This window comes from Furfurilactobacillus milii (assembly GCF_009863985.1).
GTDB classification, from domain to species: domain Bacteria; phylum Bacillota; class Bacilli; order Lactobacillales; family Lactobacillaceae; genus Furfurilactobacillus; species Furfurilactobacillus milii_A.
Window position 1 is genome coordinate 13,808 of record NZ_WEZT01000002.1, and the last position, 24,507, is coordinate 38,314.

The 24,507-nt window shown below is 41.4% G+C and carries 36 protein-coding genes; 32 read left to right on the forward strand and 4 right to left on the reverse strand.

Going from position 1 to position 24,507, the window contains the following annotated elements:
• Window positions 1-18: 18 nt before the first annotated feature.
• From atpD to murA, 4 genes are all read left to right on the forward strand, one after another.
• Window positions 19-1,425: a F0F1 ATP synthase subunit beta gene (gene atpD, locus GB992_RS00625; protein ID WP_017261244.1), complete on the forward strand. Its 1,407-nt coding sequence runs from the start codon at window positions 19-21 to the stop codon at window positions 1,423-1,425.
• 14 nt (window positions 1,426-1,439) lie between these two features.
• A complete protein-coding gene (locus tag GB992_RS00630) occupies window positions 1,440-1,871 on the forward strand; it encodes a F0F1 ATP synthase subunit epsilon (RefSeq protein ID WP_161000785.1) in 432 nt (143 codons plus the stop codon).
• Between the two features lie 127 nt (window positions 1,872-1,998).
• The gene (locus GB992_RS11980; protein ID WP_161000786.1) at window positions 1,999-2,220 is read left to right on the forward strand and encodes a DUF1146 family protein; all 222 of its coding nucleotides are present in this window, start codon (window positions 1,999-2,001) and stop codon (window positions 2,218-2,220) included.
• A 67-nt stretch (window positions 2,221-2,287) separates the two neighbouring features.
• On the forward strand, window positions 2,288-3,598 hold the full coding sequence (gene murA, locus GB992_RS00640) for a UDP-N-acetylglucosamine 1-carboxyvinyltransferase (RefSeq protein WP_161000787.1): 1,311 nt from the start codon (window positions 2,288-2,290) through the stop codon (window positions 3,596-3,598).
• 308 nt (window positions 3,599-3,906) lie between these two features.
• Here murA and GB992_RS00645 read toward each other — a convergent pair whose 3' ends face one another.
• The 4 genes from GB992_RS00645 to GB992_RS11665 form a co-directional block, all read right to left on the reverse strand.
• Window positions 3,907-5,055 carry a site-specific integrase gene (locus GB992_RS00645; RefSeq protein ID WP_161000788.1) on the reverse strand — a complete coding sequence of 383 codons (1,149 nt, stop codon included), beginning with the start codon at window positions 5,053-5,055 and terminating at the stop codon, window positions 3,907-3,909.
• Between the two features lie 192 nt (window positions 5,056-5,247).
• Entirely contained in the window at window positions 5,248-5,769 is a 522-nt protein-coding gene (locus GB992_RS00650; RefSeq protein WP_161000789.1) for an Ltp family lipoprotein, read from the reverse strand.
• Between the two features lie 59 nt (window positions 5,770-5,828).
• The gene (locus GB992_RS00655) at window positions 5,829-6,107 is read right to left on the reverse strand and encodes a hypothetical protein (protein WP_161000790.1); all 279 of its coding nucleotides are present in this window, start codon (window positions 6,105-6,107) and stop codon (window positions 5,829-5,831) included.
• A gap of 9 nt (window positions 6,108-6,116) precedes the next feature.
• Window positions 6,117-6,452, reverse strand: coding sequence for a helix-turn-helix domain-containing protein (locus GB992_RS11665; RefSeq protein WP_186337554.1), 336 nt, complete (start codon window positions 6,450-6,452; stop codon window positions 6,117-6,119).
• A 440-nt stretch (window positions 6,453-6,892) separates the two neighbouring features.
• On the opposite strand from GB992_RS11665, the gene GB992_RS00665 reads away from it, so the two are divergent.
• From GB992_RS00665 to GB992_RS11600, 28 genes are all read left to right on the forward strand, one after another.
• Window positions 6,893-7,633: a BRO family protein gene (locus GB992_RS00665; protein ID WP_161000791.1), complete on the forward strand. Its 741-nt coding sequence runs from the start codon at window positions 6,893-6,895 to the stop codon at window positions 7,631-7,633.
• Between the two features lie 38 nt (window positions 7,634-7,671).
• Window positions 7,672-7,902: a hypothetical protein gene (locus GB992_RS00670; RefSeq protein ID WP_161000792.1), complete on the forward strand. Its 231-nt coding sequence runs from the start codon at window positions 7,672-7,674 to the stop codon at window positions 7,900-7,902.
• A gap of 270 nt (window positions 7,903-8,172) precedes the next feature.
• On the forward strand, window positions 8,173-8,376 hold the full coding sequence (locus GB992_RS00675) for a hypothetical protein (protein WP_161000793.1): 204 nt from the start codon (window positions 8,173-8,175) through the stop codon (window positions 8,374-8,376).
• Between the two features lie 5 nt (window positions 8,377-8,381).
• On the forward strand, window positions 8,382-8,720 hold the full coding sequence (locus GB992_RS00680; protein ID WP_161000794.1) for a hypothetical protein: 339 nt from the start codon (window positions 8,382-8,384) through the stop codon (window positions 8,718-8,720).
• The gene (locus GB992_RS00685) at window positions 8,720-9,208 is read left to right on the forward strand and encodes a siphovirus Gp157 family protein (protein WP_161000795.1); all 489 of its coding nucleotides are present in this window, start codon (window positions 8,720-8,722) and stop codon (window positions 9,206-9,208) included. The genes GB992_RS00680 and GB992_RS00685 overlap by 1 nt, the downstream gene beginning before the upstream one ends.
• 9 nt (window positions 9,209-9,217) lie before the next feature.
• Complete coding sequence (locus tag GB992_RS00690; protein WP_161000796.1) at window positions 9,218-9,967, forward strand: AAA family ATPase; 750 nt, start codon at window positions 9,218-9,220, stop codon at window positions 9,965-9,967.
• Complete coding sequence (locus tag GB992_RS00695; RefSeq protein ID WP_161000797.1) at window positions 9,967-10,482, forward strand: DUF669 domain-containing protein; 516 nt, start codon at window positions 9,967-9,969, stop codon at window positions 10,480-10,482. The genes GB992_RS00690 and GB992_RS00695 overlap by 1 nt, the downstream gene beginning before the upstream one ends.
• A gap of 11 nt (window positions 10,483-10,493) precedes the next feature.
• On the forward strand, window positions 10,494-11,261 hold the full coding sequence (locus tag GB992_RS00700; protein WP_161000798.1) for a conserved phage C-terminal domain-containing protein: 768 nt from the start codon (window positions 10,494-10,496) through the stop codon (window positions 11,259-11,261).
• Complete coding sequence (locus tag GB992_RS00705; RefSeq protein WP_161000799.1) at window positions 11,261-12,175, forward strand: P-loop NTPase family protein; 915 nt, start codon at window positions 11,261-11,263, stop codon at window positions 12,173-12,175. The genes GB992_RS00700 and GB992_RS00705 overlap by 1 nt, the downstream gene beginning before the upstream one ends.
• Before the next feature lie 75 nt (window positions 12,176-12,250).
• Window positions 12,251-12,475 (forward strand): hypothetical protein, encoded by a 225-nt coding sequence (locus GB992_RS00710; RefSeq protein ID WP_161000800.1) that lies wholly within the window; start codon window positions 12,251-12,253, stop codon window positions 12,473-12,475.
• Window positions 12,472-13,029 (forward strand): hypothetical protein, encoded by a 558-nt coding sequence (locus GB992_RS11670; RefSeq protein ID WP_186337555.1) that lies wholly within the window; start codon window positions 12,472-12,474, stop codon window positions 13,027-13,029. The genes GB992_RS00710 and GB992_RS11670 overlap by 4 nt, the downstream gene beginning before the upstream one ends.
• Before the next feature lie 176 nt (window positions 13,030-13,205).
• Window positions 13,206-13,697 carry a DUF1064 domain-containing protein gene (locus GB992_RS00720; RefSeq protein ID WP_161000801.1) on the forward strand — a complete coding sequence of 164 codons (492 nt, stop codon included), beginning with the start codon at window positions 13,206-13,208 and terminating at the stop codon, window positions 13,695-13,697.
• Window positions 13,694-13,954 (forward strand): hypothetical protein, encoded by a 261-nt coding sequence (locus GB992_RS00725; RefSeq protein WP_161000802.1) that lies wholly within the window; start codon window positions 13,694-13,696, stop codon window positions 13,952-13,954. The genes GB992_RS00720 and GB992_RS00725 overlap by 4 nt, the downstream gene beginning before the upstream one ends.
• Entirely contained in the window at window positions 13,938-14,213 is a 276-nt protein-coding gene (locus GB992_RS00730; protein WP_161000803.1) for a hypothetical protein, read from the forward strand. Before GB992_RS00725 ends, GB992_RS00730 begins: the two co-directional genes overlap by 17 nt.
• 72 nt (window positions 14,214-14,285) lie before the next feature.
• On the forward strand, window positions 14,286-15,122 hold the full coding sequence (locus tag GB992_RS00735; RefSeq protein WP_161000804.1) for a hypothetical protein: 837 nt from the start codon (window positions 14,286-14,288) through the stop codon (window positions 15,120-15,122).
• 5 nt (window positions 15,123-15,127) lie between these two features.
• Window positions 15,128-15,643 (forward strand): HNH endonuclease, encoded by a 516-nt coding sequence (locus tag GB992_RS00740; protein WP_488655865.1) that lies wholly within the window; start codon window positions 15,128-15,130, stop codon window positions 15,641-15,643.
• Between the two features lie 202 nt (window positions 15,644-15,845).
• The gene (locus GB992_RS00745; RefSeq protein ID WP_161000806.1) at window positions 15,846-16,373 is read left to right on the forward strand and encodes a phage terminase small subunit P27 family; all 528 of its coding nucleotides are present in this window, start codon (window positions 15,846-15,848) and stop codon (window positions 16,371-16,373) included.
• 4 nt (window positions 16,374-16,377) lie between these two features.
• Entirely contained in the window at window positions 16,378-18,240 is a 1,863-nt protein-coding gene (locus GB992_RS00750; protein ID WP_161000807.1) for a terminase TerL endonuclease subunit, read from the forward strand.
• 257 nt (window positions 18,241-18,497) lie between these two features.
• Window positions 18,498-19,598: a phage portal protein gene (locus GB992_RS00755; RefSeq protein ID WP_161000808.1), complete on the forward strand. Its 1,101-nt coding sequence runs from the start codon at window positions 18,498-18,500 to the stop codon at window positions 19,596-19,598.
• Window positions 19,582-20,163, forward strand: coding sequence for an HK97 family phage prohead protease (locus GB992_RS00760; protein WP_161000809.1), 582 nt, complete (start codon window positions 19,582-19,584; stop codon window positions 20,161-20,163). Before GB992_RS00755 ends, GB992_RS00760 begins: the two co-directional genes overlap by 17 nt.
• Window positions 20,164-20,166: 3 nt before the next feature.
• Complete coding sequence (locus GB992_RS00765) at window positions 20,167-21,516, forward strand: phage major capsid protein (RefSeq protein ID WP_161000810.1); 1,350 nt, start codon at window positions 20,167-20,169, stop codon at window positions 21,514-21,516.
• Window positions 21,517-21,594: 78 nt separating this feature from the next.
• Window positions 21,595-21,945, forward strand: coding sequence for a head-tail connector protein (locus GB992_RS00770; protein ID WP_161000811.1), 351 nt, complete (start codon window positions 21,595-21,597; stop codon window positions 21,943-21,945).
• A complete protein-coding gene (locus GB992_RS00775; protein ID WP_161000812.1) occupies window positions 21,929-22,279 on the forward strand; it encodes a phage head closure protein in 351 nt (116 codons plus the stop codon). Before GB992_RS00770 ends, GB992_RS00775 begins: the two co-directional genes overlap by 17 nt.
• Window positions 22,279-22,764, forward strand: coding sequence for a hypothetical protein (locus tag GB992_RS00780; protein ID WP_161000813.1), 486 nt, complete (start codon window positions 22,279-22,281; stop codon window positions 22,762-22,764). The genes GB992_RS00775 and GB992_RS00780 overlap by 1 nt, the downstream gene beginning before the upstream one ends.
• Window positions 22,751-23,140, forward strand: a complete 390-nt coding sequence (locus tag GB992_RS00785; protein WP_161000814.1) for a DUF806 family protein — start codon at window positions 22,751-22,753, stop codon at window positions 23,138-23,140. Before GB992_RS00780 ends, GB992_RS00785 begins: the two co-directional genes overlap by 14 nt.
• A gap of 65 nt (window positions 23,141-23,205) precedes the next feature.
• Entirely contained in the window at window positions 23,206-23,835 is a 630-nt protein-coding gene (locus GB992_RS00790) for a phage tail protein (protein ID WP_161000815.1), read from the forward strand.
• 71 nt (window positions 23,836-23,906) lie between these two features.
• Complete coding sequence (locus GB992_RS00795) at window positions 23,907-24,284, forward strand: phage tail tube assembly chaperone (protein WP_161000816.1); 378 nt, start codon at window positions 23,907-23,909, stop codon at window positions 24,282-24,284.
• Between the two features lie 71 nt (window positions 24,285-24,355).
• Window positions 24,356-24,499: a hypothetical protein gene (locus GB992_RS11600; protein WP_162855576.1), complete on the forward strand. Its 144-nt coding sequence runs from the start codon at window positions 24,356-24,358 to the stop codon at window positions 24,497-24,499.
• Window positions 24,500-24,507: the final 8 nt, after the last annotated feature.

A 24,507-nucleotide genomic window follows, 5' to 3' on the forward strand; every position in this document is an offset into this window, starting at 1 on the left:
CGGAAGGAAGAAACGTACATGAGTTCTGGTAAGATTGTTCAAGTTATCGGCCCAGTCGTTGACGTTGAATTCCCTCTGGACGGCACATTACCTGCCATTAACAATGCGCTCTTAGTTAAGCGTCCCAACCAAAAGGATTTGACGGTCGAAGTTACCTTGGAATTAGGTGACGGAGTTGTCCGGACAATCGCGATGGATGGAACAGACGGCTTGCAACGTGGGATGGAAGTTGAGGACACTGGTGGTTCTATTTCTGTTCCTGTTGGTGAAGACACATTGGGCCGGGTATTTAATGTCCTTGGGGAACCCATCGACGGCGGTGAGGACTTCGGTCCTGATGCTCAACGTAACCCGATTCATCGGGAAGCGCCAGCATATGACCAATTGACAACTAGTACTGAGATCCTTGAAACAGGGATCAAAGTTATTGATTTACTTGCACCATATGTTCGTGGTGGTAAAGTCGGGCTCTTCGGTGGTGCCGGTGTTGGTAAAACAGTTCTGATTCAAGAATTAATTCACAACATTGCGCAAGGCCACAACGGGATTTCAGTGTTCACTGGTGTTGGTGAACGTACCCGTGAAGGTAACGACATGTACTTTGAAATGAAAGGATCAGGTGTTCTTAAACAGACGGCCATGGTTTATGGTCAGATGAATGAACCACCTGGTGCCCGTATGCGTGTTGCTTTAACTGGTTTGACGATTGCGGAATACTTCCGTGATGTTAAAGGCCAGGATGTGTTGTTATTTATTGACAACATCTTCCGGTTTACCCAAGCTGGTTCTGAAGTCTCTGCTCTTCTTGGGCGGATTCCTTCAGCCGTTGGTTATCAGCCAACGTTAGCAACTGAAATGGGACAATTGCAAGAACGGATTACATCTACCCAAAAGGGTTCCATTACTTCGATCCAAGCCGTTTATGTGCCAGCCGATGACTACACGGATCCGGCCCCTGCTACGACCTTTGCGCACTTGGATGCGACGACTAACTTGGAACGTTATCTGACTCAACAAGGGATCTACCCAGCCGTGGACCCATTGGAATCGACGTCTTCAGCGTTGACACCAGAAATTGTTGGTCAGGATCACTATGATGTTGCAACCCGCGTTCAGCAAATCTTGCAACGCTACCATGAGTTGCAAGACATCATCTCTATTTTAGGGATGGATGAATTGTCTGACGAAGAACAAACAATTGTTGCCCGTGCTCGTCGGATTCAAAACTTCTTAAGTCAACCATTCTCCGTTGCATCTCAGTTTACTGGGATTGATGGTCAATACGTTTCTGTTGAAGATACGGTGGAAGACTTTAAAGAAATTTTGGACGGTAAGTATGACGATCTTCCTGAAGAAGCATTCCGTCTTGTCGGAACTGTGGATCAGGCTGTGGCAAAGGCAAAGCAATTGCAGGGTAATAATTAAAGGAGGCGTGACCAATGGCTGAACCTCATTTAACTGTTACGATTGTGACGCCTGATGGAACGTCTTACGATAATGACCATGCATCCATGTTTGTTGCTAAAACAACAAACGGAGAAATTGGGATTTTACCTAATCACGTGCCATTAATTGCCGCTTTGGAGATTGACGAAATCAGAGTGAAGGGTGATCAAGATGCTGAAGATGAAATTGCCGTAAATGGTGGTTTTGTTGAGTTCTCGAATAACGTTGCAACCATCGTTGCTGACTCAGCTGAGCAACAAGATGCGATTGACGTTACACGTGCCGAGAATGCACGTAAACGAGCACAAGAAGCGATTGAGCATGCCCAACAAGAACATGATGCGAATAAATTGCGCCGCGCAGAAGTTGCATTGCGTAGGGCAATCAATCGAATCAATGTTGCATCACATGAACGTAATCGATAAAGACAATTAAATGTGTCACTCAAGAGGCTTACTAAGTTTTTAGTAAGTCTCTTTTTTACGGTGTTTTTTTAAGGAACTCATTTAACGAGTATGATAGAATTGGTTGTATCAATCAAAGAGGTGCAAGATGGCTATATATGGTTTTTCTGTGGTAATTAAAATTGTGTTTCAATTGGCCTTTATTTGGTTTGCACTATGGGCAATCAAACCGTTACCACTTGTCAAAATCATGCCATTGTATCCACGCCAGGCACAGGCTATTTTAGTTTTACTGGCAATCGTCATTGGATATACTTGTAGCTCCTTTTTTATTGACTTATTTCAGTCGATCATTGGATTTAAGCCATGATTGAAGCTTGTTGTTATTAACAATTAAAACTGTTGCACTAGGAAATTGAGTTTGGAGGAACATCTTTATGGAAAAAATCATTGTTCATGGTGGTCAGCCATTGAAGGGAACCGTACATATCGAGGGCGCTAAAAATGCTGTGTTGCCAATTCAGGCTGCATCGTTGTTAGCCTCAACGGGTGAATTGATTTTAACTAACGTTCCCGCCCTGTCCGACGTGTTTATGATGAATAAGGTGCTAAGTTTTCTCAATGTCAGTGTCGATTTTGACCGGCGGGTTAAGTCTGTTACCTTTAATGCCAGCAAGAAGGTTGGTTTTGAAACACCATTTGAGTACGTTTCGAAAATGCGTGCTTCAATTGTTGTCATGGGTCCCTTGTTAGCAAGAGTCGGTCGTGCTCGTGTAGCGATGCCAGGTGGCTGTGCAATCGGCAGTCGTCCAATTGATTTGCATTTAAAGGGCTTTGAAGCGCTCGGTGCTAAAATTGAACAGCATGATGGTTATATCGAAGCTAGTGCGGATAAGTTGGTCGGCGCTAACATTTATTTGGACTTTCCGAGTGTCGGTGCAACCGAAAATATCATGATGGCCGCAACCCTAGCTGAAGGGACGACCACTATTGAAAATGTGGCGCGTGAACCAGAAATTGTTGATTTAGCTAATGTTTTGAACAAGATGGGAGCTAAAGTCTTTGGTGCAGGTACTGAGTCGATTCGCATTGAAGGTGTGCCTGCTTTGCATGGTTGCGAACACAGTGTGGTTCAGGACCGGATTGAAGCAGGGACATTTATGGTTGCTGCTGCGATCACGCATGGGGACGTTTTGATTGCTGACGCCATTCCTGAACATAATAAACCATTAATTTCAAAGTTATTGGAAATGGGCGTTGAGGTTCGCGAAGAACAGAACGGTGTCCGTATTATTGGACCCGACAAGTTGATGGCGGCAAATGTGAAAACTGCTCCGCATCCAGGTTTCCCGACAGACATGCAGCCTCAAGTATCAGTTCTTCAATTGATGGCTGATGGAACCAGCACGTTAACAGAAACTGTGTTTGAAAATCGTTTTAATCACTTGAATGAACTTCGTCGAATGAATGCTCACTTTACCATTGAAGGCCGCTCAGTGGCACTTCAGGGGCCAACAAACTTTAACGGTGCTGAAGTGGCGGCAACTGACTTGCGGGCTGCAGCTGCACTTGTACTGGCTGGCTTAGTGGCAAATGGATATACGACGGTTACCAACCTGAAATATTTGGATCGTGGCTATTGTGATTTCCATGAAAAATTGGCGAACCTAGGCGCTGAGATTGAACGCGTTGATATTGATACGGATCTCAAGGCCGTTATTTCAAAGAAGAGTTTGAAGGTAATTTAATTAGTTGATTGGTTTGACTTGAATCATGATACTTATTGATTCACATTTAACAGAAGCTGTTTAATGCAAAATGTCCTCATTCACATTTTTGGTGAATGGGGACATTCTATGTTGATGGACGTCGTGAAGGAAAAATTTGAGATGGCTTATTTGCGTATAACAATTTTTGTGTCTGAGATGGAAATTAACGAAAACCTAAAAATGTTTGCAAATTCCTATTTCTCCGCGGATTTTGACCGATCAACTGCTGACGGACAAAGTGGTAATATGCTATAATTGGGCATTTAATTTTTGTCAGGAATGCTGATTTAAAGGCGTTTATAAGCCTTGTTTTCCAAACTGTGCACATTCCGTGCACCATTTTCAAAAGCGAGAACCTCTTTTTCAGATTCTTTGGCTTTAAATTCTCGCTGAACGTGTGAATAAACATTCAGTGTGGTTGTATAATTTGCATGGCCTAATCTTTCACTGATTGCGTAGATGCTAACGCCTTGAGAAATCAAATAGCTAGCATGTGTGTGCCGTAATCCGTGGAAGGTGATCACTGGTGTTATATTTAGTTCTGTCAGTATTTCTTTTAAGCGGGTGTTCACTGTATTGGAATAGGGAACCTTCACCAGATTATTAGTTGCAAATATTAGCCCTTTACTATTGTCGATTAAGTGTTGCCGCTTTCGTAGTGTATGAAGCACATCAATCAATTCAGAGCTGACCTTAACAGTACGCACAGATTGTGCGTTTTTTGTTGGCTTAAAACCGCCAGTCGTCCAATCAAATGCGTTTTCAACTGATAATGTGTGATTAATTTCATCAAGGTTTGTCCATTGGAGACCTGCCGTTTCAGCTAGTCGAAACCCAGTGAACAGAGAGGTTATAATCATCATCTCAATAACATGATCTTCATCAATCGAGCGTTCACAGTATTCGATTAGTCGCCACATATTGGCAGCGTCAATATACTTTTCTGAGGCGTCTTTGCCTTTATAACCAGTTACATGAGTGTGTGCTGTGAAGTCCTTCGTTAGTACACCATCGTCCATAGCTGAGTTAACGGCCATTTTGATTTTACTGTGAACAGATATTGATGAATTCTTTGAATGCGTCTTTCCAAAATCGTTTAGAAACTTTTGATATTGTGTTCGTGTGATGCTCATCATTGGCTGATTGCCAAATACTAATTTTATAATTCTAGCGGTATTTTTATACCATCCCTTGGTTCCCAATGCAATCTTAGGTTCTTCAAACACTTCGTACCAATTCATGTAGTATGTGTAGAGCGACTGGCTAGCGTTAAACAATGCTTTAGGCGTTGGTGACTCTGTGAGCGTTTTACGCACCCACGCTTGTGCCTCAGCCTTCGTAGCGAAGCCATTCCTACTCTTAAATTTTCTGGTGCCATGGTAATCATAAGAGAACCGTGCTTGCCAGTTGCCATATTTTTTAACATAACTTGCCATGTTTATTTTCCTTTCGTTTTGCGGGCAGGCATAACGGAGGATTACATGGACTTATCGCCTTCTTTCAGTTAAAATAAAAACATCGCGGAGACTTATGCGCTCCACCAAAATAAGACTCATTGAGTCTTTACATGTCGCACACTCTCAAAACTTTGGTAGGGGATGAGGGTGTGCTTTTTTATTTCATAATAGTTACTTAGGCAAGTTTTGAACCGCATAGTCCGCTTGTTCAGTTGTAAATTTGTCTCCATCTTGAGAAGTTAACTGTTCACGAATTGCATCAGGAGACATGTTTTGATCTTTTTGATAAGATTTTGCAGCCTCCAATGCGTTTTTATCATAATTAGCCTTAAGATGATCTACTGCGTACTGTGCAGCTTCTGGCTTGAATTTATCACCAGCATCTGAAGTTAGCTGATCGTAGATTCCCTGTTTAGACATGTGCATTGTATCTGCATAGGTCTTCGCTGATGCTAAAGCAGCTAAATTAGTTGCAGAAGTTTTAGGCTTCGAACTAGAAGAACTTTTCGAACTAGATTGTTCCGTCTTTGATGAAGAACTAGATGAACTCGAAGAGCTATCACCGTTTCCTCCAACAGCAGCTCCGATAACGATTATAATAACGACTGCAAGAATCCAAAACCATACTCGTTTATAGAATGGCTTCTTTTGTACATAAGTTTTTCCGTCAGAGCCTGTAATCTTTTTGGTCATGATAAAAATCCCCCTAGAATAATGTCAGCTTTTAATGTCTTCAGTATTTGGACAGAGTGTTATTTGAACATTGTTTTGTATTTTTCTTGGGCCTCAAACATAGCCCATTTTTCGGCACGAAGTGTTGCCATGTACCGGACGTTACTAAGGTCACCAGTATCGTTTTCATAATGTGAGGCCTCATGAAGAGCAGTTTTTAGCCAGTCAAGATCGTTTTGCAGTACATTTATGTATACGTCTTTTCCCTCGATATGACCGTGATATGCAGGGTTATTAACTTCAACACCCCAAAATCTTAAGTCTGGATACATATCTTCAATACGTTCAAGATCGTTCATAAAATCACCTTACAGTCGTTTGCGAAATTTCATGGCCTGTTTAACCATTTCGATAATGGCATCCCGCTCTTCATTAGAAACGTCTGGATCAATCGAGTAGGCTATGAGTTTTTGATTGTTGGTCATCGCATCTATATCTTTGCTCTGCTTGTCGTCCATTCCTAATAGGTAGTCTGTAGATACATCAAAGTATTTTGCAATAGCAGTAACTTTATCGGAACTCGCCTTACCAGTCTTCCAAGTTGATATTATTCCATTTGAAAAATTCAAATCTCGTTCGACCTGGGCAAGACTTATGTGATGTATATCTGCAAGGCCTTTAATGCGTTGATACAAAGTGTTCATGTGAGCCTCCGAAAATATTTTGTGTTTTTCCATTGACTCCGAAAATTATCGGTGCTATTATTACCTTGTGCTTGAGGGAGCATATAGAAAATATAGACATCTATTAATTAACGGAAGCCGATAGAACAGCCGTTTAAAGGCTTATTTGTTATGTGTTAATAATAGAATATGTTCGGTGAATCGTCAATAGACATCTATATTTTTCTTCGAATAAATTTTATGGAGGTGAAGTGCATGTCTGTATACACGGTAGTTCGAAGGCTTGCGGGTGAAAAAAATACGAGTATTCGAAAAATAGAGCAAGACCTCGAACTGTCAAATGGTCGTCTTAGTACGTGGGATCATCACATGCCTGCAGCTGACAGCTTACAGGATGTCGCGAGTTATTTAGGGGTTACATCGAGTTTTATTCTGGATGAGGCAAGAAAGGAGAAATCAAAATGAACGAATTAATGAATTTCGTGTTTGAAGGTTCAGACATTCGAACTTCTTTAATAAAGGACGAGGCCGTTTTTGTTGGCAAGGATGTAGCAGAAGTCTTGGGATATTCAAATCCCTTAAAGGCAATTCGAGATCACGTTGATGTCGAGGATAAAGGGGTGAACGAAATGGACACCCCTGGTGGAATCCAGAAAATGATTGTTATTAATGAGTCTGGTGTCTACTCCTTAGTGTTCGGTAGCAAGCTTCCGTCAGCCAAGCGGTTCAAGCATTGGGTGACTAGCATGGTTCTTCCCGCCATTCGTGAGCAGGGGATGTATATGGAACCAGCCAAGGTTGAACAACTGCTCAGCAATCCCGACACGATGATTGAGATTTTGACTCGGTACAAGGAATCGCAAGCAGAGGTTCAGCAGTTGAATGAAGAAAAGCGGTTGATGCAGCCGAAAGTTGATTACTTCGATGACTTGGTTGAACGAAACCTGTTAACTAACTTTCGAGATACTGCCAAGGAATTACACATTGGTCAAAAAGCTTTCATCAATTGGTTGTTAGAGCACAAGTATGTGTACCGAAACAATGGACGTAACAAGCAGTTAAAACACTACGCAAAGTACGATCATGACTTGTTCGAATATCGTGAGTCAGTAAGTGAATGGACGGACAAGACATTTATCCAAACGCTTATCACGCCTAAAGGCAGAGCAACATTCAAGCTGTTACTCGAACAAGCTTCCTAAGTTGAATTTAGGAAGCAAACAGAAAGGTTGGTGATTACATGCAATTGATTGAGCGTAATGACAGTCCAGACGTTCAAGTTAACCAAAAAGAATTATTAATTCGCTGGTTGCGGATTGACTACGACACTTTCAAAAAGAATTACAAGTTTGAACCAGGCTTTCCTCACGTTGAGATTGTTCCTGGTGATCCACCTAGCAAATGGCGTTACATTCCCAGAGAATGTTTGGACTGGATTATCAAGACCAAACAAGTAAATTACGAACTCTAAAATATGCGGGCAGGCGTACAGGAGGCGACAACATGAGTTGGTTCTTCATTTTACCATTTTGGATTGGTGTCGGTATGGTACTTGAATATGTGATTGCGCATCGGCATTCACTATTTGAAAGAGGTGATACACCATCAACGAAAAAATAGCACTAGCAGGTTTGCAGTCAATGCAACCACGAAAAAAGGTCAACCAGAGCGGCAACTCTGATCGACCGGTTAAGAAAATTTTAATCGAGAACATTATCTACCGAAAGGGCGGTAAAAGCAAATGCGAAATAAAGCAGTAACTGAATTGCGTATTCAGGACATGCAGAAAATTTTACATGTGATTGGTGTTAAACAATTGCCCTTACAGATCAAGTTAATGCGTGATGGCAGTCTACCTGATTACGAAGCAGGGCAGCTAATTATGACCACGCATATTTATGACGAAATGTGTGGGCTCATGAATGAAATCATTCAGGGAGGATAGAAATAATGACTAATGCACGAGACCTGCAGAACAGTATGGTAGGCGATCCAGTTGATAACCGCATTCCGTTCGGTACCGACTACAATGGTAATATGACCTACACGTATCAAAAGATTTGGATGTATCACGGTGATTTAATCACTGATGAAGATGTTGATAAATGGTTGTATTCGTTAGTTACGGAAATCAACCCTGTAGGTATTTCAGAATTAATTAGCACATTGATTGACGAAAACTCATCTGCTGACGTATTTGACTGGCTGACTAGTGATAACTACATCACTAGTGACAACCTCATGGAATCAATTGGTGCAACGCTTGTCAATAATGAGGAGGACGCATAATGCCAACATTATACGAACTTGATAGCAACTACCAACGTGTACTTTCACTGATTGGTGAGGTAGATGATCCAAAGATGTTAGATGACACCTTAGAAGCTATTGCAGGTGGAATTGAGGGCAAGGGTGCTAACTATGCAGTCGTAATTAAAGAGACTAATTCAACCCTAGCAAAGTATGATGCTGAAATTAAACGGCTCCAAGCAGAACGTAAACGCATTGCTAACAATCAAAAGTACATGAAACAGTTCTTACTTAACTCAATGAACTTGGCAAACATTAAGAAGATTGAATCGGTACGTGGTTCAGTCCGGATTCAAAAGAACCCAGTCAAGTTGATGGTCAACGACGAGTCACTTTTGCCAGACAAGTTTTTCACGATCCATGAAGTTAAGGAACTTAATAAGTCACAACTCAAGGACGCTTTAAAAAATGGGTTAGAGGTCAACGGGGCACACTTAGAGCAAGGTGAATCACTACGCATTAGTTAGGAGAAAGCAATGATCACACAAAGCACCAGCAACATTTTAAAGGACAGCAATTGGAAAATGATTTTATATGCCAAAGCTGGGCAAGGTAAAACGACTAGCATTCAGTATTTACCTGGTAAAACACTGCTCTTAGATTTAGATAATTCAAGCAAGGTTTTGTCAGGCATTCCAAATATTGAGTTGTATAAGTTTGATAACGGAACAAAAGAAGGTCGTCCTTTTGATCGTGAACATCCAATTGAGGACATGAATACCTTTCTGTCCGACCCCGATCTAAAGGAAATCAGTAAGAAGTTTAACAACGTGGTAATCGACAACGTCTCAAGTCTTGAAAAGGATTGGTTCGTTGAAATGGGTCGCAAAAGTCACAACGGTATTTCAAACGAAATTCAGGATTACTCACAGTGGACTAACTACTTTGCGCGTATTGTGACAACACTTTACATGATCCCAAACGTAAACATTTTAATTACGGCTTGGGAGCAAAAGATTGATAACGAACTAGAAAGTGGTCAGACATTTAGCCAATATGCACCAGACGTGCGCTTGAAGTCATTGAATGGGTTCTTAGGACTTGCAGACGTTGTAGCACGGCTAATCGTGAACCCTAAAACAGGCAACCGTGGGGCAATGCTAGAAGGTAACAACACAGTGTACGCCAAGAACCGCCTAGATAAACGGTCCATTGCACCAATCGAAGAAGTATTTGAATTTGGAAAACATAAACCAGTAGCCAAGAAAAAGGAAGGTAACGAATAATGTCAGGATTTGATTTGGACTATTCAGAAGTAAAAGAATTCGGTGTTGAAGATGGAACGTATGAAGTTGTTATTGGCAACTCAAAGCAAGACACTTTTGAACATTCTGGGCTTGATTACATTCAATTTGATTTTATTATTCGTAACGACATCAAGGATCAACGTTTTAGCAACGCACACATCTTTTACCGCATTTTCCCAAGCAAGAAAGACGGTAAATATCCAAAAGGTATGTTGTACGGCGTTGCCAAAGCTGCTGGGCTGCCTAACCACACACATTTTGACAGTTTAGACGACTACTTTGACAAGCTATACCACAAGCCACTACTGGTCACTGTTAAGAATGAAGAGTGGGAAAGCAAAGGAAAATCGGGGAAAAATCTAAACGTTAAGGCAATGAAAACAACTAATTTCCCAGAAGTCGGTCACGCTTTCAAAACAGCAGACAAGGCAAGCGATCCATTTGAAAGCACTGACAACGATGTCAACATTTCAGACAGTGACTTGCCGTTCTAGGAGGTAACACAATGGCACAAAGAAGAATGTTCAGCAAAAAAATCACAGATACCGATAAATTCTTAGAGATGCCGTTGTCGTCACAGTCGCTTTATTTTCATCTGAACATGCACGCTGATGATGATGGATTTGTTGCTAATCCAAATTCAGTGAAGCGAATGACTGGCGCTCATGATGACGATTTAAAATTGTTGATCGCTAAACAGTTTATTTTTGTATTTGAATCCGGAGTGGTTGTGATTAGGGACTGGAAAATCCATAACTACATTGCAAAAGATCGTTACACAAAAACTATCTATTCTGATGAAAAACAACAATTGTCAGAAGATGCAAACGGTGCGTATTCGCTTAATACCGGTGACGATAGCGATTTGTATACAGAACGTATACAACCTGTAGACGGATTGGAGACACAGGTTAGGTTAGGTAAGGATAGGTTAGGTAAGGATAGTAAAGAACATAGTCCGGCTATCGCCGAACAGTTCCCTTGGCAGTCAGTTATCGATTATTTGAACGAGAAAACAGGTAAGCATTTCAAACACACAGCGGCTAATAAGACTCTAATCATGGCACGTCACAAAGAAGGCTATAACGCTGACGATATGCGTAAGGTAATCGATAACAAGACTGCTGACTGGTTAAAGGACAGTAAAATGAACAAGTTCTTGCAGCCATCTACGCTGTTCAGAGCTAGTAAGTTTGAAGGTTACTTGAATCAAACATCGTCTGTTCCACAACCTGATCCACACATGAATCTGGACAAGATGGAGGACTTCTAATGGCTGATTTTGCAACGTTGGAAAGCTCTATTTCAGAACTGTTTAACAACAAACATTTAATGGAAAAAGCTGATTATCCATGTCCAATATGTGGTGGCCCAATGTATTGCTTCAAAGCATCGAAGGCTTACGAATCAGGACAGCCACAATTCTCATGTCCTAATCCTGAATGCGGTTATAAAGAAGGACAAGATGACAACATCGTGGGCAACGTTTTATCTCCTGAACAGTTAACTGAAAAATCTGTTCGCACTGGTGCAATCAGATACATGAAATATCACAGTGTCATCACTGACACGTCACTTTGGTCACACAGGTTTGATGACTATGTGATCAATAATATGGCCGAGCAACGTGTGTATGACAAGTCGCAGAACTACGTCAAAGCAGTCGTCGCTGGTGGTAATAACCATCTTGTCATGGGCGGCGAAACTGGTGTTGGTAAGAGTCATCTGGCTATGTCGATTTTGTGGGAGTTCTTGAAGCAGACAAACTACCAACGTGTAACGAATCGTAGAGATACTGCCGGACGTGAATATGAGTCGCCTGTTGCTAGACATGTGTTGTACGTGAACTTTCGTGACCTGCTGGAACTGTTGAAGTTGGGGATGAATGATAAGAACACTGCGAAAGATATGGCAGCAGTCATGAAAGAAATTAAGTTAGCCGAGTTAGTTGTCGTGGATGATTTGGGTGCTGAGTCTTCTAATCGTGACGAGGCTACTGCATACGTCACAGAGCAGGCTATGAGCATCTTTGAAGCACGACAATACAAGCCGACAGTAATTACCACCAACTTGCACAAAAACGAGCTAGCAGCCGCTTATGACGCTAGAATTTGGAGCCGTTTGGCAGAGAACTCAACAGGGTTCGTGCTGAATTTTGCGGGTATTCCTGACCATAGGCAGAATTAATTAGAAAGGATGGTTACGAGAAATGACTGAAACAGCCATGCCCGACTGGTGGACGATACCAGCAATGAATATTCTATGGGTGGAGTAACAGACCTTGAAACTGAATATATTGGAATTGTTGTCAAAAGTAATTGGTCTTTGGGGATTTTAATTAATAGAATTAGCCACACAGACGCACATATCAATCATTATAACGCTAAAGAATTTGTACCATTTTGTGAGTTTGATGACCCGGAATCAGACGTATTGTTAAAAGGCAACGTGCACGAGAACCCAGAGCTACTGGAGGAAGACAAATGAAATATAGTGAAGCAGAGAAGCAGATTAAAGCATTATCAAGTAAGTATGATATTAATATGGGTGATGGAGATTTTGTTGTTAATTACAAAAATATGCTTGCTGCGTGGGTTAAAGGAAATGAAAGATATTTATTCTATAATAACGAAGAATGCTTTAAAAAATTATCGTTCAGCGACAAGCTTTATATGATTTTATCAGAACTTGCAAGTACCCCACTAGATGAGCGTGTAGAAGATAAGGAATATTATGTAAAAATTTTCAATGGTGAATTAGGCTATTTAAACATTGATATTTTAACTGGTAAGATGACGGCAGGCAGTGTTTGCGAAACAGAAATTTTTAAAACTAAATTCACAAATAAAGCTATCAAACAACTAAAGCAACGTGGCGATATTCCGTTGGACTGGAACAAGGTAACCTTTGAGGAGGCAAATTGCCAGGACTTCATTGCTGACATTATGGGGATTCGTGATCGTACACAAACGCCAGTGGGCAAAGATAAGTCAGTGATGATTAATGGCATTAAGTATGTGCCTGCTAAGGAGAAGAACTAATGGAATCTAACGCCGTGAAGGTAAGATTTTTTCACAAACAAGGTCAGCCGTGTGGCAGAAAACTGGAGGCAGGAACGAATGAGTAACGCTTATTACATCACGATGGGATTAGTTGTCACGGTACTCGCGGTGCTAGTTCTACTCGACATCCACAATAACGGAGGTGGGCCGCGAACATGAACTCACCAACAGCACTGAACAAACGCGGTATAAAGATTGAAAAGTGGGGACAGAAGTTTGACAGCCAAAAGGAGTTAGATTTCTACGAGCGTTTCATTCTCAAACAGGTTGACCCTAAACATGTATCTGTCCACCCTAAATTTGTCTTGGCTAAGAAAACAGTTGTGCAACAAGGAGCTGCAATTAATAGCATTCGTTACACACCAGATTTTATTATCTACGACGATTTCATGCACATACTGCATGTGTATGACGTTAAGAACTCATTCGGAATATACGGCATTGATAATGGCAATCGCATTAAATTTCGCTTGTTCGCTATGCACACAGGCGTACCAGTTGAAGCGGTAGTTGTTCGTAAGCACGATTTCAAAGCTGCCTGTATCGGTGTGACGAAGCAACTCAATCTAACTGGCAAGGCTAAGACACCAAAACCAATCATTAGAAACGACGTATTTTACAACTGGAAGGAGGCGACCAACTATTGAAGCAGTTAACGCCAATTGAATATGAACGTTGCTACGTCGCCTATCGTGACTTTCTGGCCGAGGCGTTGCAGGAGCATAAAGGTGATATGCGTGGAACAATTACTTGGTCAGAAAACAAGATTCGTGATATGTATCGTTGGAAGATTAATGATCGCGACATTTTAACTGACGCACGACGATATTTAAAAATCGAAGACGTGAACAAGATTATGTATGAACTACTGATGGGAGGTGTGGTCAATGGCGCTCAATATTAAGATTGACGATACTTACAGCATTACAAGCGACGCTTACAACATCATTTTGAATAAAAAGAGTCGTGGTAAGATCGGATCAACTACTCAAACGTATTATCCAAACGTTCGAATGGCTCTGATAGAGTACAGGAGACGTTCAGCGACCGGTGGAAGCATTTTAGTGGAAACTTTGGACAAATACTTGGAAGAACTACAAAATAGCGAGAATCGTATCTCAAAGATATTAGATGGATTCGAAACTAAAGAAGATATTTTCTAGGAGGAAGAAAATGGAACGGGCTAAGAATTGAAATTGAAGTATCTGTAATGGATTAACAAAAGGGATGAAGTGATGAAGCAAAATTACACTAATAGCACAGTTGTTAAGCTTATTAAATCTAACAAGACATTTAAACGCTGTGTTAAACAGTTGGCCGTTGACATGAGAACCAATAAGGTTGATGCACAGCAAAATTTGATTGTTGAACTAATAGAGCATCGCTTCAGTACAATGCCCAGTTCAACGCTCACAGATGCTTTGCTGGGAAATGATAACAAGCTAAATCGGAATATTACGTTTGCATACAAAGATTTACGACGGAAGCATTTCAAGAAATTGAAGTGCCAACAAGATAATGAAAAGCCAATTGTAAGTATTGAATTTGATGATAAGTCACTTGTTAGACCAGTTTACAAAAGTATTAGTCGTCTTGAAGTTCAAGAACTGAATGACTTTGCCTTTGTCATCTTTAAACCGAAAATGGCTCAATTCATTATCAGATATGTTCAAGGGGCAGTTGCAACACAAGATTATTACGGGCTGACAGAAGTGCAGACTAAAAAGAAACTGTATGCTATCAATTCTGTGATTAAGGAAAGACGTGATCTAATCGACACCTTACTAAGGACGGATGATGAAATGGCTATTATTGAACAACTTAAATTGCTAGCGCACATTGTGTTCTTGGTAGAATCAGAGAATTACACTGATCCAGTCATGCACATGTATCTAAACAAGGTTAACGATGAAGACATTATTCAAGACGTATTAGCCATGCCAGGCTATAGAAAGCCTGGTTTAGTTATTCAAAACTGGGGAATGCCAGATCATATTAAAGCGGATGAATACAACTTTATTAATTGTGTGTACGACAAGGTAGATGAACTTAGTGGTCGGGGGATGATGTAATGCGCATGCATAGGTGTAACTGGCTTGGCTGTCATGAACTTATATCTTCCAAAGAAAAGTTTTGTCAGAAACACAAAGCGATGAATGCAGATAAATACCATCAGTATATGAGAGACACGGAATCACAGCTTAAACAGTCAGCCGCTGGTCGTAAACAATTGGCTAACCGAGCTAAACATTACGATGATACCAAGCGACCAGAATATGAGCAGCTGTCCAACGGCAGTATCTTTTACCATAGCCAGCAATGGAAGACCGTCAGCCGTTTTGTAAAGACACGAGATATGTATTGCTCAGCGATTACCGGAACAGTTCTAAAGGATACTGATGTCATTGTGGATCATATTGTGCCAATGAGACTGATGGACAGTCAACACAAACTAGATGCTGACAACCTATGGCTTTTAAGTAGAGCACAGCACAATCGCAAGACACACATAGAACAATCCATGTCAGACAATCAACTAAAACATCTGCCTAAAGCATGGTGGATTAAAGTATTAAAGGAGAGAGAACATTAGCATGATTAATTAGACAGTCAATACGTATATATAGTGAGAAGACATAATTACCCCCGCCCCATCACGTTTAAGAGGCACCGAGCATACCAACTAGGCGCGTGTTTAAACGATGCAGAAATTCAAAACTTTTTTTCTGAGGGGGGTAGAAACTCATAAATTGTGATTTAAAAGCATTCCTAACAAGAAAGCAGGTGAAAATTAAATGGCAGGACGACCGAGAAAATTAACAACTAATCCAAGTGATCGAAAAGACCAACGTGATGCAACCAAGAAATTAGTTGATGAAAATAAAGCTGAACCCAAGCTTGCAATAAATCCGCCCAAGTATTTAAAGTCGTATGCACGTTCTATGTATTCAAAGTTGGCTCCAATTTTAAATGACAAAGGTTACATAACGCAATCAGACGCCGCAATCTTGGAATCCTTTTGCATAAACTTTCAAATGTTAAGAACAGCTTATGAAGACTTGCAGAAGAATGGTCAGACAAAGCCGGCTTACAGAACTGTTGTGGATCCAACCACTGGCGATGTTGTCGCACACGATTTCACTGGCTACAAGCGGAATCCATCTACCCGGATTATTGATGCCGCAACGGCAAAGCTGAATAGCCTCGGGCAACAGATAGGATTAACACCAGCTAGCCGAGCAACGTTTGCAAACTTGAATGTTGACAAAGATGATGATGGTGCCTCAATTGCCGACTTAGCTAAATTGTTTGGCGGTGCTTAACTTAATGACACACAAAAATGATTTATTGGCTGATTTCAAGATTGCTGACTTTGATGACGTGATTGAACGATACAATGACCCTGTTCAACAATACTGTGTCGACGTTTTGACTGGTAAAAGGTTAGCTGGCAGATTGATTAAGTTAGCTTGCTTACGGCAGTTAAAAGATTTGCAACGAATTGATACAGAGGGATTTCCTTACGATTACTCTACGAAAGCAACCCAGGGCGTACTTAAGTTTGCTAGCATTCTTCCCGAAGTAGACAACGCACAAACCCAAACCCTTAGCTTGGCTGAGTTTCAAAAATTTATCTTAGGCATGATTGAAGGCTGGGTGATTAAAGACAATCCCAAAGCAAAACGTTTCAAGCGAGTTAACCTCAGCATGGCTCGAACGAATGGTAAGTCTGTAGTCTTATCAGTTTTGAGCTTGCTTAACTTTCTCCTAGGACAGCCAGCGACTGCTAGAACGATTGTGATTAGTTCAAACAACATCACGCATGTGCAGGCCTTATATACCTATATTAAGTTGATGTGGAACGAACTAGCCAATGGCAAATACTTTAAAGCGTTTCAAAAGAAGTTTCCCGTTTCCTATAACACTGAAAAAATGAGTATGCCGTCAACTGCCAGCAAGCTAATGACCATGTCAGCCAATAGCTCTGGTGGTGATAGCGTCCACCCTACTTTTTTTGTCTTAGATGAAGCAGAGTTGGTAGAAACGACAGACTTTTCATCGACACTGACAAGTGGTAACGTTCAAAATCCAAATGCAATCTCTGTATTCATCGGTACAGCAGGCCTAAACCCCAAAGTTCCATTTTATGAACAATATCGACGGTACAAGAAACTGCTTGAAGCTCAGTCTAATGACTTTGACCGTGAACTTTTTTTGTGTTGGGAGCAGGACAACGATGATGAAGCTTTCAAACCTGAAACGTGGATAAAGAGCAACCCACTAATGGAAATAGCAGGTAAGAAGCAAGATTTAACTGATGGATTGCTGGCAGAACGTGACAGTAAAGCCGCAGATGGTACCTTACAGCAATTTATCGTCAAGAATATGAATAGATGGAGTAATGCTCACAACAAAAATGGCTTTATCCCACTTGATTTACTAGAGAGCGCAGTCATACCAAGGCAAAATTTCAGCATTGAAAACCGAGAGGTCTATATTGGCTATGACGCTTCACAGTTGAATGATGACACAGCTTTAGGATTTGTTTTTCCATACACAATGAACGGTGAAGACAAGTTTCATGTCATGCAATACAGCTTTGTTCCGCTGGCAAAGGCTGGAAATATTGAAGCTAAAATGCAACGAGATGGAATTAACTACCAAGACGCTGAGAAAAAAGGATTCTGTGAAATAAGTCGTGATAGATTTGGGTTAATTGATCAAGGCAGAGTATTCACATGGCTGATGAATTTCATTGAAAACCATAATTTGCAAGTAAAGGCATTTCTATATGACGCTTACGGAACGGACAAATTTATTAGGCGGCTTGATGATTTACACGGTGAATACAAGATAATTCCTGTTCGTCAGGGTACCCTAAGCCTCAATGAGCCAACCAAATTTCTTCAACAAAGCTTTGAGCAACACAGAATAACGACTTATGATGACCATCTTTTACGAACAGCTTTCACCAACGCCCTACTGAAGACAGATAATAACGGCCTCAAAGTCGATAAAGACGTTAACAGTGCCAAGATTGATGCTGTGGATGCGATTGTGGATGCGTTTTTCGAGGCTTGTCTATATTTTGAAGGACGATCACGTACAGATGGAGAGGATAAGTCACCGTTCGATGGTATGACGGATGAAGATATTAATGACTACTTTATTAATGACTTCAGTTTTTAGACAACCAATACGTATATATAGTAGAGACATAGAGAGTTCCTTCTGAGAACTCTTTTTTTATTGTAAAAGTGGAGAAGGTGTTAGCCAATAATGAGAACAACCAAAAGATACCGTGTGCTATTCATTCTAGTGATTGGCATAGCTTTAATATCTACTGGAATTTTTATGTTAAACGTACCTGCTGGATTCATTTGTACAGGTATATTGCTGACAATTCTGGACTTTTTGACGACACCCATTAAAGAAGGTGTTCGTAAATGAGCTTACTCAATCCATTCGAAAGATTGACTAAACGTAGCTTAATACCATCAACAAACTTCACACCATTCGTTATCAGCAACGGTCAAATTGTTCCAAAAAACTTCGTGGACGCTAGCACAGCGCTTAAGAATAGTGACATTTTCGCAGTTACCAACCTTATTTCATCAGACCTAGCCTCAGCAACGTTTACAGGTTGTCCATTCAACATCTTGAATAATCCTAGTGAACTAATTAATAGCTTCAGCTTTTGGCAATCAGCCTATTTACAACTATTACTTACTGGCAACACATACTTGGCAATTTATAAAGATAGCAAAGGTGTTCCTAATCATTTGGAGCAGATTCCAACCAGCCAAGTTACCGTTAACCTAGCTGATGATTCAAGCGCTATTTCATACCAGGTTAATTATCAAGATGACCGTGACAATGTTCAGCTAGATGCTGATGAAATGATTCACATTAGGCTAATGCCATTCGGAGAAAACGGTAAGCAATTCATTGGGCGTTCACCATTGGAAAGCTTGGCACAAATGGTAGCCATTCAAGATCAGGCCAATAAGCTGTCATTGAGCACGCTTCAGAACGCTATTAATCCATCGACAACCATTACCGTCCCAGACGCCAAGTTGTCTCGGGAAGCCAAGGACACAATTAGAGACGATTTCCAAGCTTTGAATACGGGTGACAACGTTGGTAAAGCAATCGTGCTTGATCAATCAGCCAAGCTTTCAACGCAAACAATTAGTGCTGATGTAGCAAAGTTTTTAGCAACAACTACGTTTACACAAACTCAAATTGCGAAAGCCTTTGGCATTCCCGATAGCTACTTAAATGGACAAGGTGACCAGCAGAGTTCACTTGAGCAGATTACCACACTGTATGCTAACAGCTTAAACAAGTACATTTTGCCCATCCAAAGTGAACTGCAAGCCAAGTTGTTTCCAACTATTAAACTGGATATCACCCAAGCATTAGACTTTGATAACTCAAGATATGTCTCGATGATTGAAAGCTTAGCTACCAGTAAAGTTCTGACAGCTCAGCAAGCCATTAACGCATTAGCAGATAGGGGGTTACTTGATGCCAACAAGCTCTAATGATATTCGTACCCTGGCTAATGCTAAGTTACAGACACGTTCAGTGGACACAAATAGTCCTAGCATTGGACAAGTTGAGGGATACGCATGTGTTTTCAGTCAGCCTAGTGAAGACATGGGATTCACCGAGTACATTTCACCGCACGCATTCGACGGTGTGGATATGTCAAATGTGTTGGCTTTATACAACCACGACCTTAGCAACATTCTAGGACGTGTTACAGCAAGCACGTTAACGCTTAACATAGATAAGACTGGTTTACACTTTGTTCTAGATATGCCAGATACAACTCTAGGGCGTGATACCTATGCCAATGTCCAAAATGGCAATCTTCAAGGTTGTTCATTTGGATTCACGATTGCTGATGATGATTGGTCACAGGATAACGATGGTACGCTTGTTCATACAATTAACCAGATTGATCAGCTAATCGAAATTAGCATTACACCATTGCCAGCTTACACCGAAACGAGTGTGGCTGTTTCACGTGGCTTTAAGAATTACAAAGATATCCAAGAGAAGCAAAAATTGAAATTAATTTTAAGTACGTACGAGGAGGATTAACCGTTGACTAAGAAAGAAAGTTTAACTAAACAATTAGCCGATAAGAAAGCTGAAAAACTTGAATTGACTAAGAAAACACGAGCGATGGCTGACGATGCAGATTCAAATGTTGCTGATGTGCAGTCTAACCTAGATGCAATCGCTGCTGTTCAAGCTGATATTGATCAGCTTCAAAGTGACTTAGGTGTCATTGCACAAGCTTCTGGTCTATCTGATGATGATGGCTCAGAAGACACAGGCGATGAAGACACCAGTGAAGCTACTGAAAATGATTCTGGAGACGCCTCACAAGCACAGGGTTCAGCTGATTCAGCAGACTCACAGGATTCAGCCGCCACAAGCGCTGCTTCACAACAAACACGGGACGATGACGATGACGACGATGACGAAATTGAACAAGATTCATTAATCTCACACGCAAAAGGAGCAAACAAACGAGCTATGAAGACGATTAAAACAAATGAAAAATCTGAAGAAGTACGTTCATTCGAACAATTCTTAAAGACTGGTCAAGTACAGAAGCGGGATATTGTTGGCGGATTCACTTCAGGCGATGGTGAGGCCGTATTGCCAGAAGAAATTTTGGACGTCATGAAGGTGCCAAATGACCCAACTCAATTGGGTGGCTATGTGAATAAAGTTTCCGTTTCTGCTCCAACGGGTAAGCTGCCAATCTTGCAAAAAGCCTCCGCTCAACTTGTGTCAGCTGCTGAATTGGCTGACAACCCAGCCATTGCTAAAGCTTCCATCACCCCAGTTCCTTACGATGTACAAACATTGCGTGGAATGCTACCAGTCAGCTTTGAAATGACACAGGATTATCCTAACATCACTAGCTTACTTGCCACATATATCCAAGATGTGCAAGCTTCAACGGAACAACACAAGATTGGTGCCGTGTTGCAAACTGCTACACCAGTTGCCGCAAAGACAGCCGATGATCTGAAGGATGCATTTAACGTTGGCTTAACCAACTATGGTTCCGATGTTAAGTGGATTGTCTCAGAAAGCATGTTCTCGGCCATTGACAAGTTAAAGGACGGCGACGGACGTTATCTGTTACAAGATTCTATTGGCGCTGCTTCTGGTAAGACCTTGTTTGGTGCTGATTTGATTGTGGTTGCTGATGATGTCTTGGGTAACGCAGGCGATGCTAAGGCATTTGTTGGTTCCCTTAAAGCGTTCGTGTTGGAAGCCGTTCGTGGTCAAATGACGCTTAACTGGGATCGTAACGAACAGTTTGAACAAGTATTGGGTGTTGCAATGCGTGCTGACTTCAAAGCCGCAGATACAGCCGCAGGTAAGTTTGTAACCTACACTGCTTCAGCTACTAGTTCTACTCCAAGCAAATAATTAGAAATACAACTCAGTCGCTTTAGAAATACACAGTAAGCCTTAAAGGCTAGCGGCCGTTAATAAAGGGGTGATAATTTGGCAGACACAGAACAACAGGTGGACGTAGCTAGTCAACTGATGTCAGAGCTCAATATTGATGATATCGGCAATGAGAAAGCTACGCTACAAACGCTTGTGAACGATGCTAAAGCCCTAATCATTGACTCAATCTCACCCACGTTAACCGAAGCACAGCTCATAGCAATTGACAGCAATATGTACACACGATTGGTTAAGACACTAGCGACAGCTTTCTATTACGACAGAGAACTGTCCAGTGGTGTACCAATGGGGGCTGTGATTATGTTATCGCATTTTGGGACGAAAGTTGAAATGTGGAAAGCCAAACAGTTGGCTGGGGGTGTTTCCAATGTCGGCACCAATTAGCCCAAGTAGCTTTAATCGTGTTGCTCAATTTGGAACGTCAAAGCAAGTAACCAATCCAGCCACTGGTGGTAAGACCACTCATTTTGTGCAACAGTTTTCTCTACACTATGCCCCAAAGACACGCACGTTAAACCAAACTTATGCCTTATCTGGTTCAACACTAATGGATTCTAAAGTTATCATCATCAGACACAACCAAAAAGTAATTGCTGACATGTTGGTTCAACTGCCAGATGGCTTGTACAAGATTATTAGTAATTCCGTTGATGACTCTAACCAGTTGAATACCTATGATTACTTAACTATCCAACTAACAGAAAAGGGTGGTAAGTAATGGCGGGCCATGATTTAGACGATGTATTAGAAGATTTCTTAGCCAATGTAGAAAGTGCGGCTAAACTTAGTGTTGAGGACCAAGAAAAGATTTCTGCGGCTGGTGCTAAAGCCTTTCAAAGTAACTTGCAAAAGATAGCTAAAGAACGCCACTATAGGGACATCAAGACACAGAAAGAGCTTCCGTTAGCCAAGGACATTGTTGAACAAGATTCCGACATTGATGGGCAACACACAGGGACTGCAACAGTTGGCTGGGGAAATACTTTCAACGCTTATAAAGCGCTGTGGATTGCCTACGGGACTAAACACCCAGTAGCCACTAAAACTGGTAGGGTGACTAAGCACTCTGGACAGCAAGCCATCGTTGGGGATAACTTTGTTGAAGAAGCACGGAACAGTTCCGCTGATGACATAGCTGAAGCAGAAGCACAAGTTTACAAAGAAATTGTAGAAGGAGCAGGTGATAACAATGATAATGAATGACCTATGCAACCTTTTACAATCTTTGGCTCCGTGGATTGATACCGTATATCCCAACAGCTTAGACCCCGAAAAGTTAGACGTGACTGATGAAACAGATGCACTCGTTGTGGAGAATAATCGCACACTTGATGCATACGGTAACGATACCTTTAATGAGCTTCGGCCAAGCTTCAACGTAACTGTGTTCTATTCGAAAGATATTACAGTAGAACGACTAGGTGGCTCCGCAGATAAGGCTGAAGTTTTGCTTTGGCAAGCACTGAATGACCATGGTTGGTATGTGAGTGGGATTCAGCATTACCACGACCCAGACACAGATCAACCAATTGTAGCCTTTGTGGTTACTAAGAACATTGATGTAAATGGATTAACTTAATACACTCTAGGACAGTCAACTATTCGGCTGTCTTTTTTATGCATAAATGAAAGGAAGTAAATTGCATGGCAACTGTAGGTTTACACTTACTCACTCTTGGGCTCGTTGATAATGACGGAAATATTATTGCCGACGCTGACAAAGGGTTATCCGCTTCGGGAATTTATCAAGTCACATCAGCACAACTGGGTACGAAGAGTGCTGAAATTACTAACCTAGGTAAGGCTGGGGCATTAATTTATGGGAACGATGGGGCGGTTGACCAACTTAAATCTGTGGCAACTCCAAGTGTCGCATTGGACTTCAACAACTTACCATTTGACATTACCCAGAAACTGCTAGGCCGTGTATCAGATGGCAAGGGTGGCTATGTACCAGGTGCTGTTCCAAACGTAGCTTTGATGATTAACACTCGTACGATTGGCTACGCTCACAATATTTACTGGGGATTTGCCAAAGGCAATGTTATTCAAACTGGTGCCAAGATTGATACGAACACCCAAGATGAGGTACGCCAAGATGATCCATTGACTTACCAATCGTTCTCGGTTGACAAATGGGATGGCCAAGCAGTCAAGGTTTATTACGACGGGGACACTGGTTTCGACAACTCAGCGATGCTGGCTGATATATTCGGTGGTTACACAGCTCCAGCTAACGGTAGCTCTACTACCCCAGCTCCAGCTGGTCACTAGAAATAATCGATAGACAGCCTTAGATGGCTGCCTGCATACATAAACAAAATAAAATGAATTGAGGGATTCACATGAAAATTACAGTTAGAAAGATTCGTTCAAAAGCATTTGACGTTAAGACAACCAACCGAGTTATGGACAAGATGTACACTTTGCAATTGCAAATGACCCAAGCTGACAACCCATTAGATGAAGATGGTGAAGACAAGCAGGTTGAAGCCTATGTAAAGGAAATGCAGGATTTAACTCACAACGCAATTGCATTCTTGCAGTTAACTTTGAAGCTGACTGATGACGAAACGGATAAGCTTTGGGACACGGAGTCAGCTGAATTATTTGAAATTTTAGCCTATGTTTTCCAACGCTTGATGGGACGCTCCGACCGAGAGATTAAGGCTGAAGCAGAACGTCAGCCAGCCAAAGAAGCTGAGAAAGTTGACCCAAAATAGCCAACCCAGCATACCGAGAGTTTATTGCTTCTAACCGCTTAGCAGACTTCCGTTTATGGGGGCAACATGCTTTGGTTAACCTACACTGGACGTCACAACAGTTCTACGATGCAGACTACTATGAGTTAATGGCTCTCTTGGGTGCTAAAGAGAAAGATAAACGAATTGCTGACCCAATGGATTTGATGAAGGCTGTTCGTTCGGAACAAAAATAACCAACGCT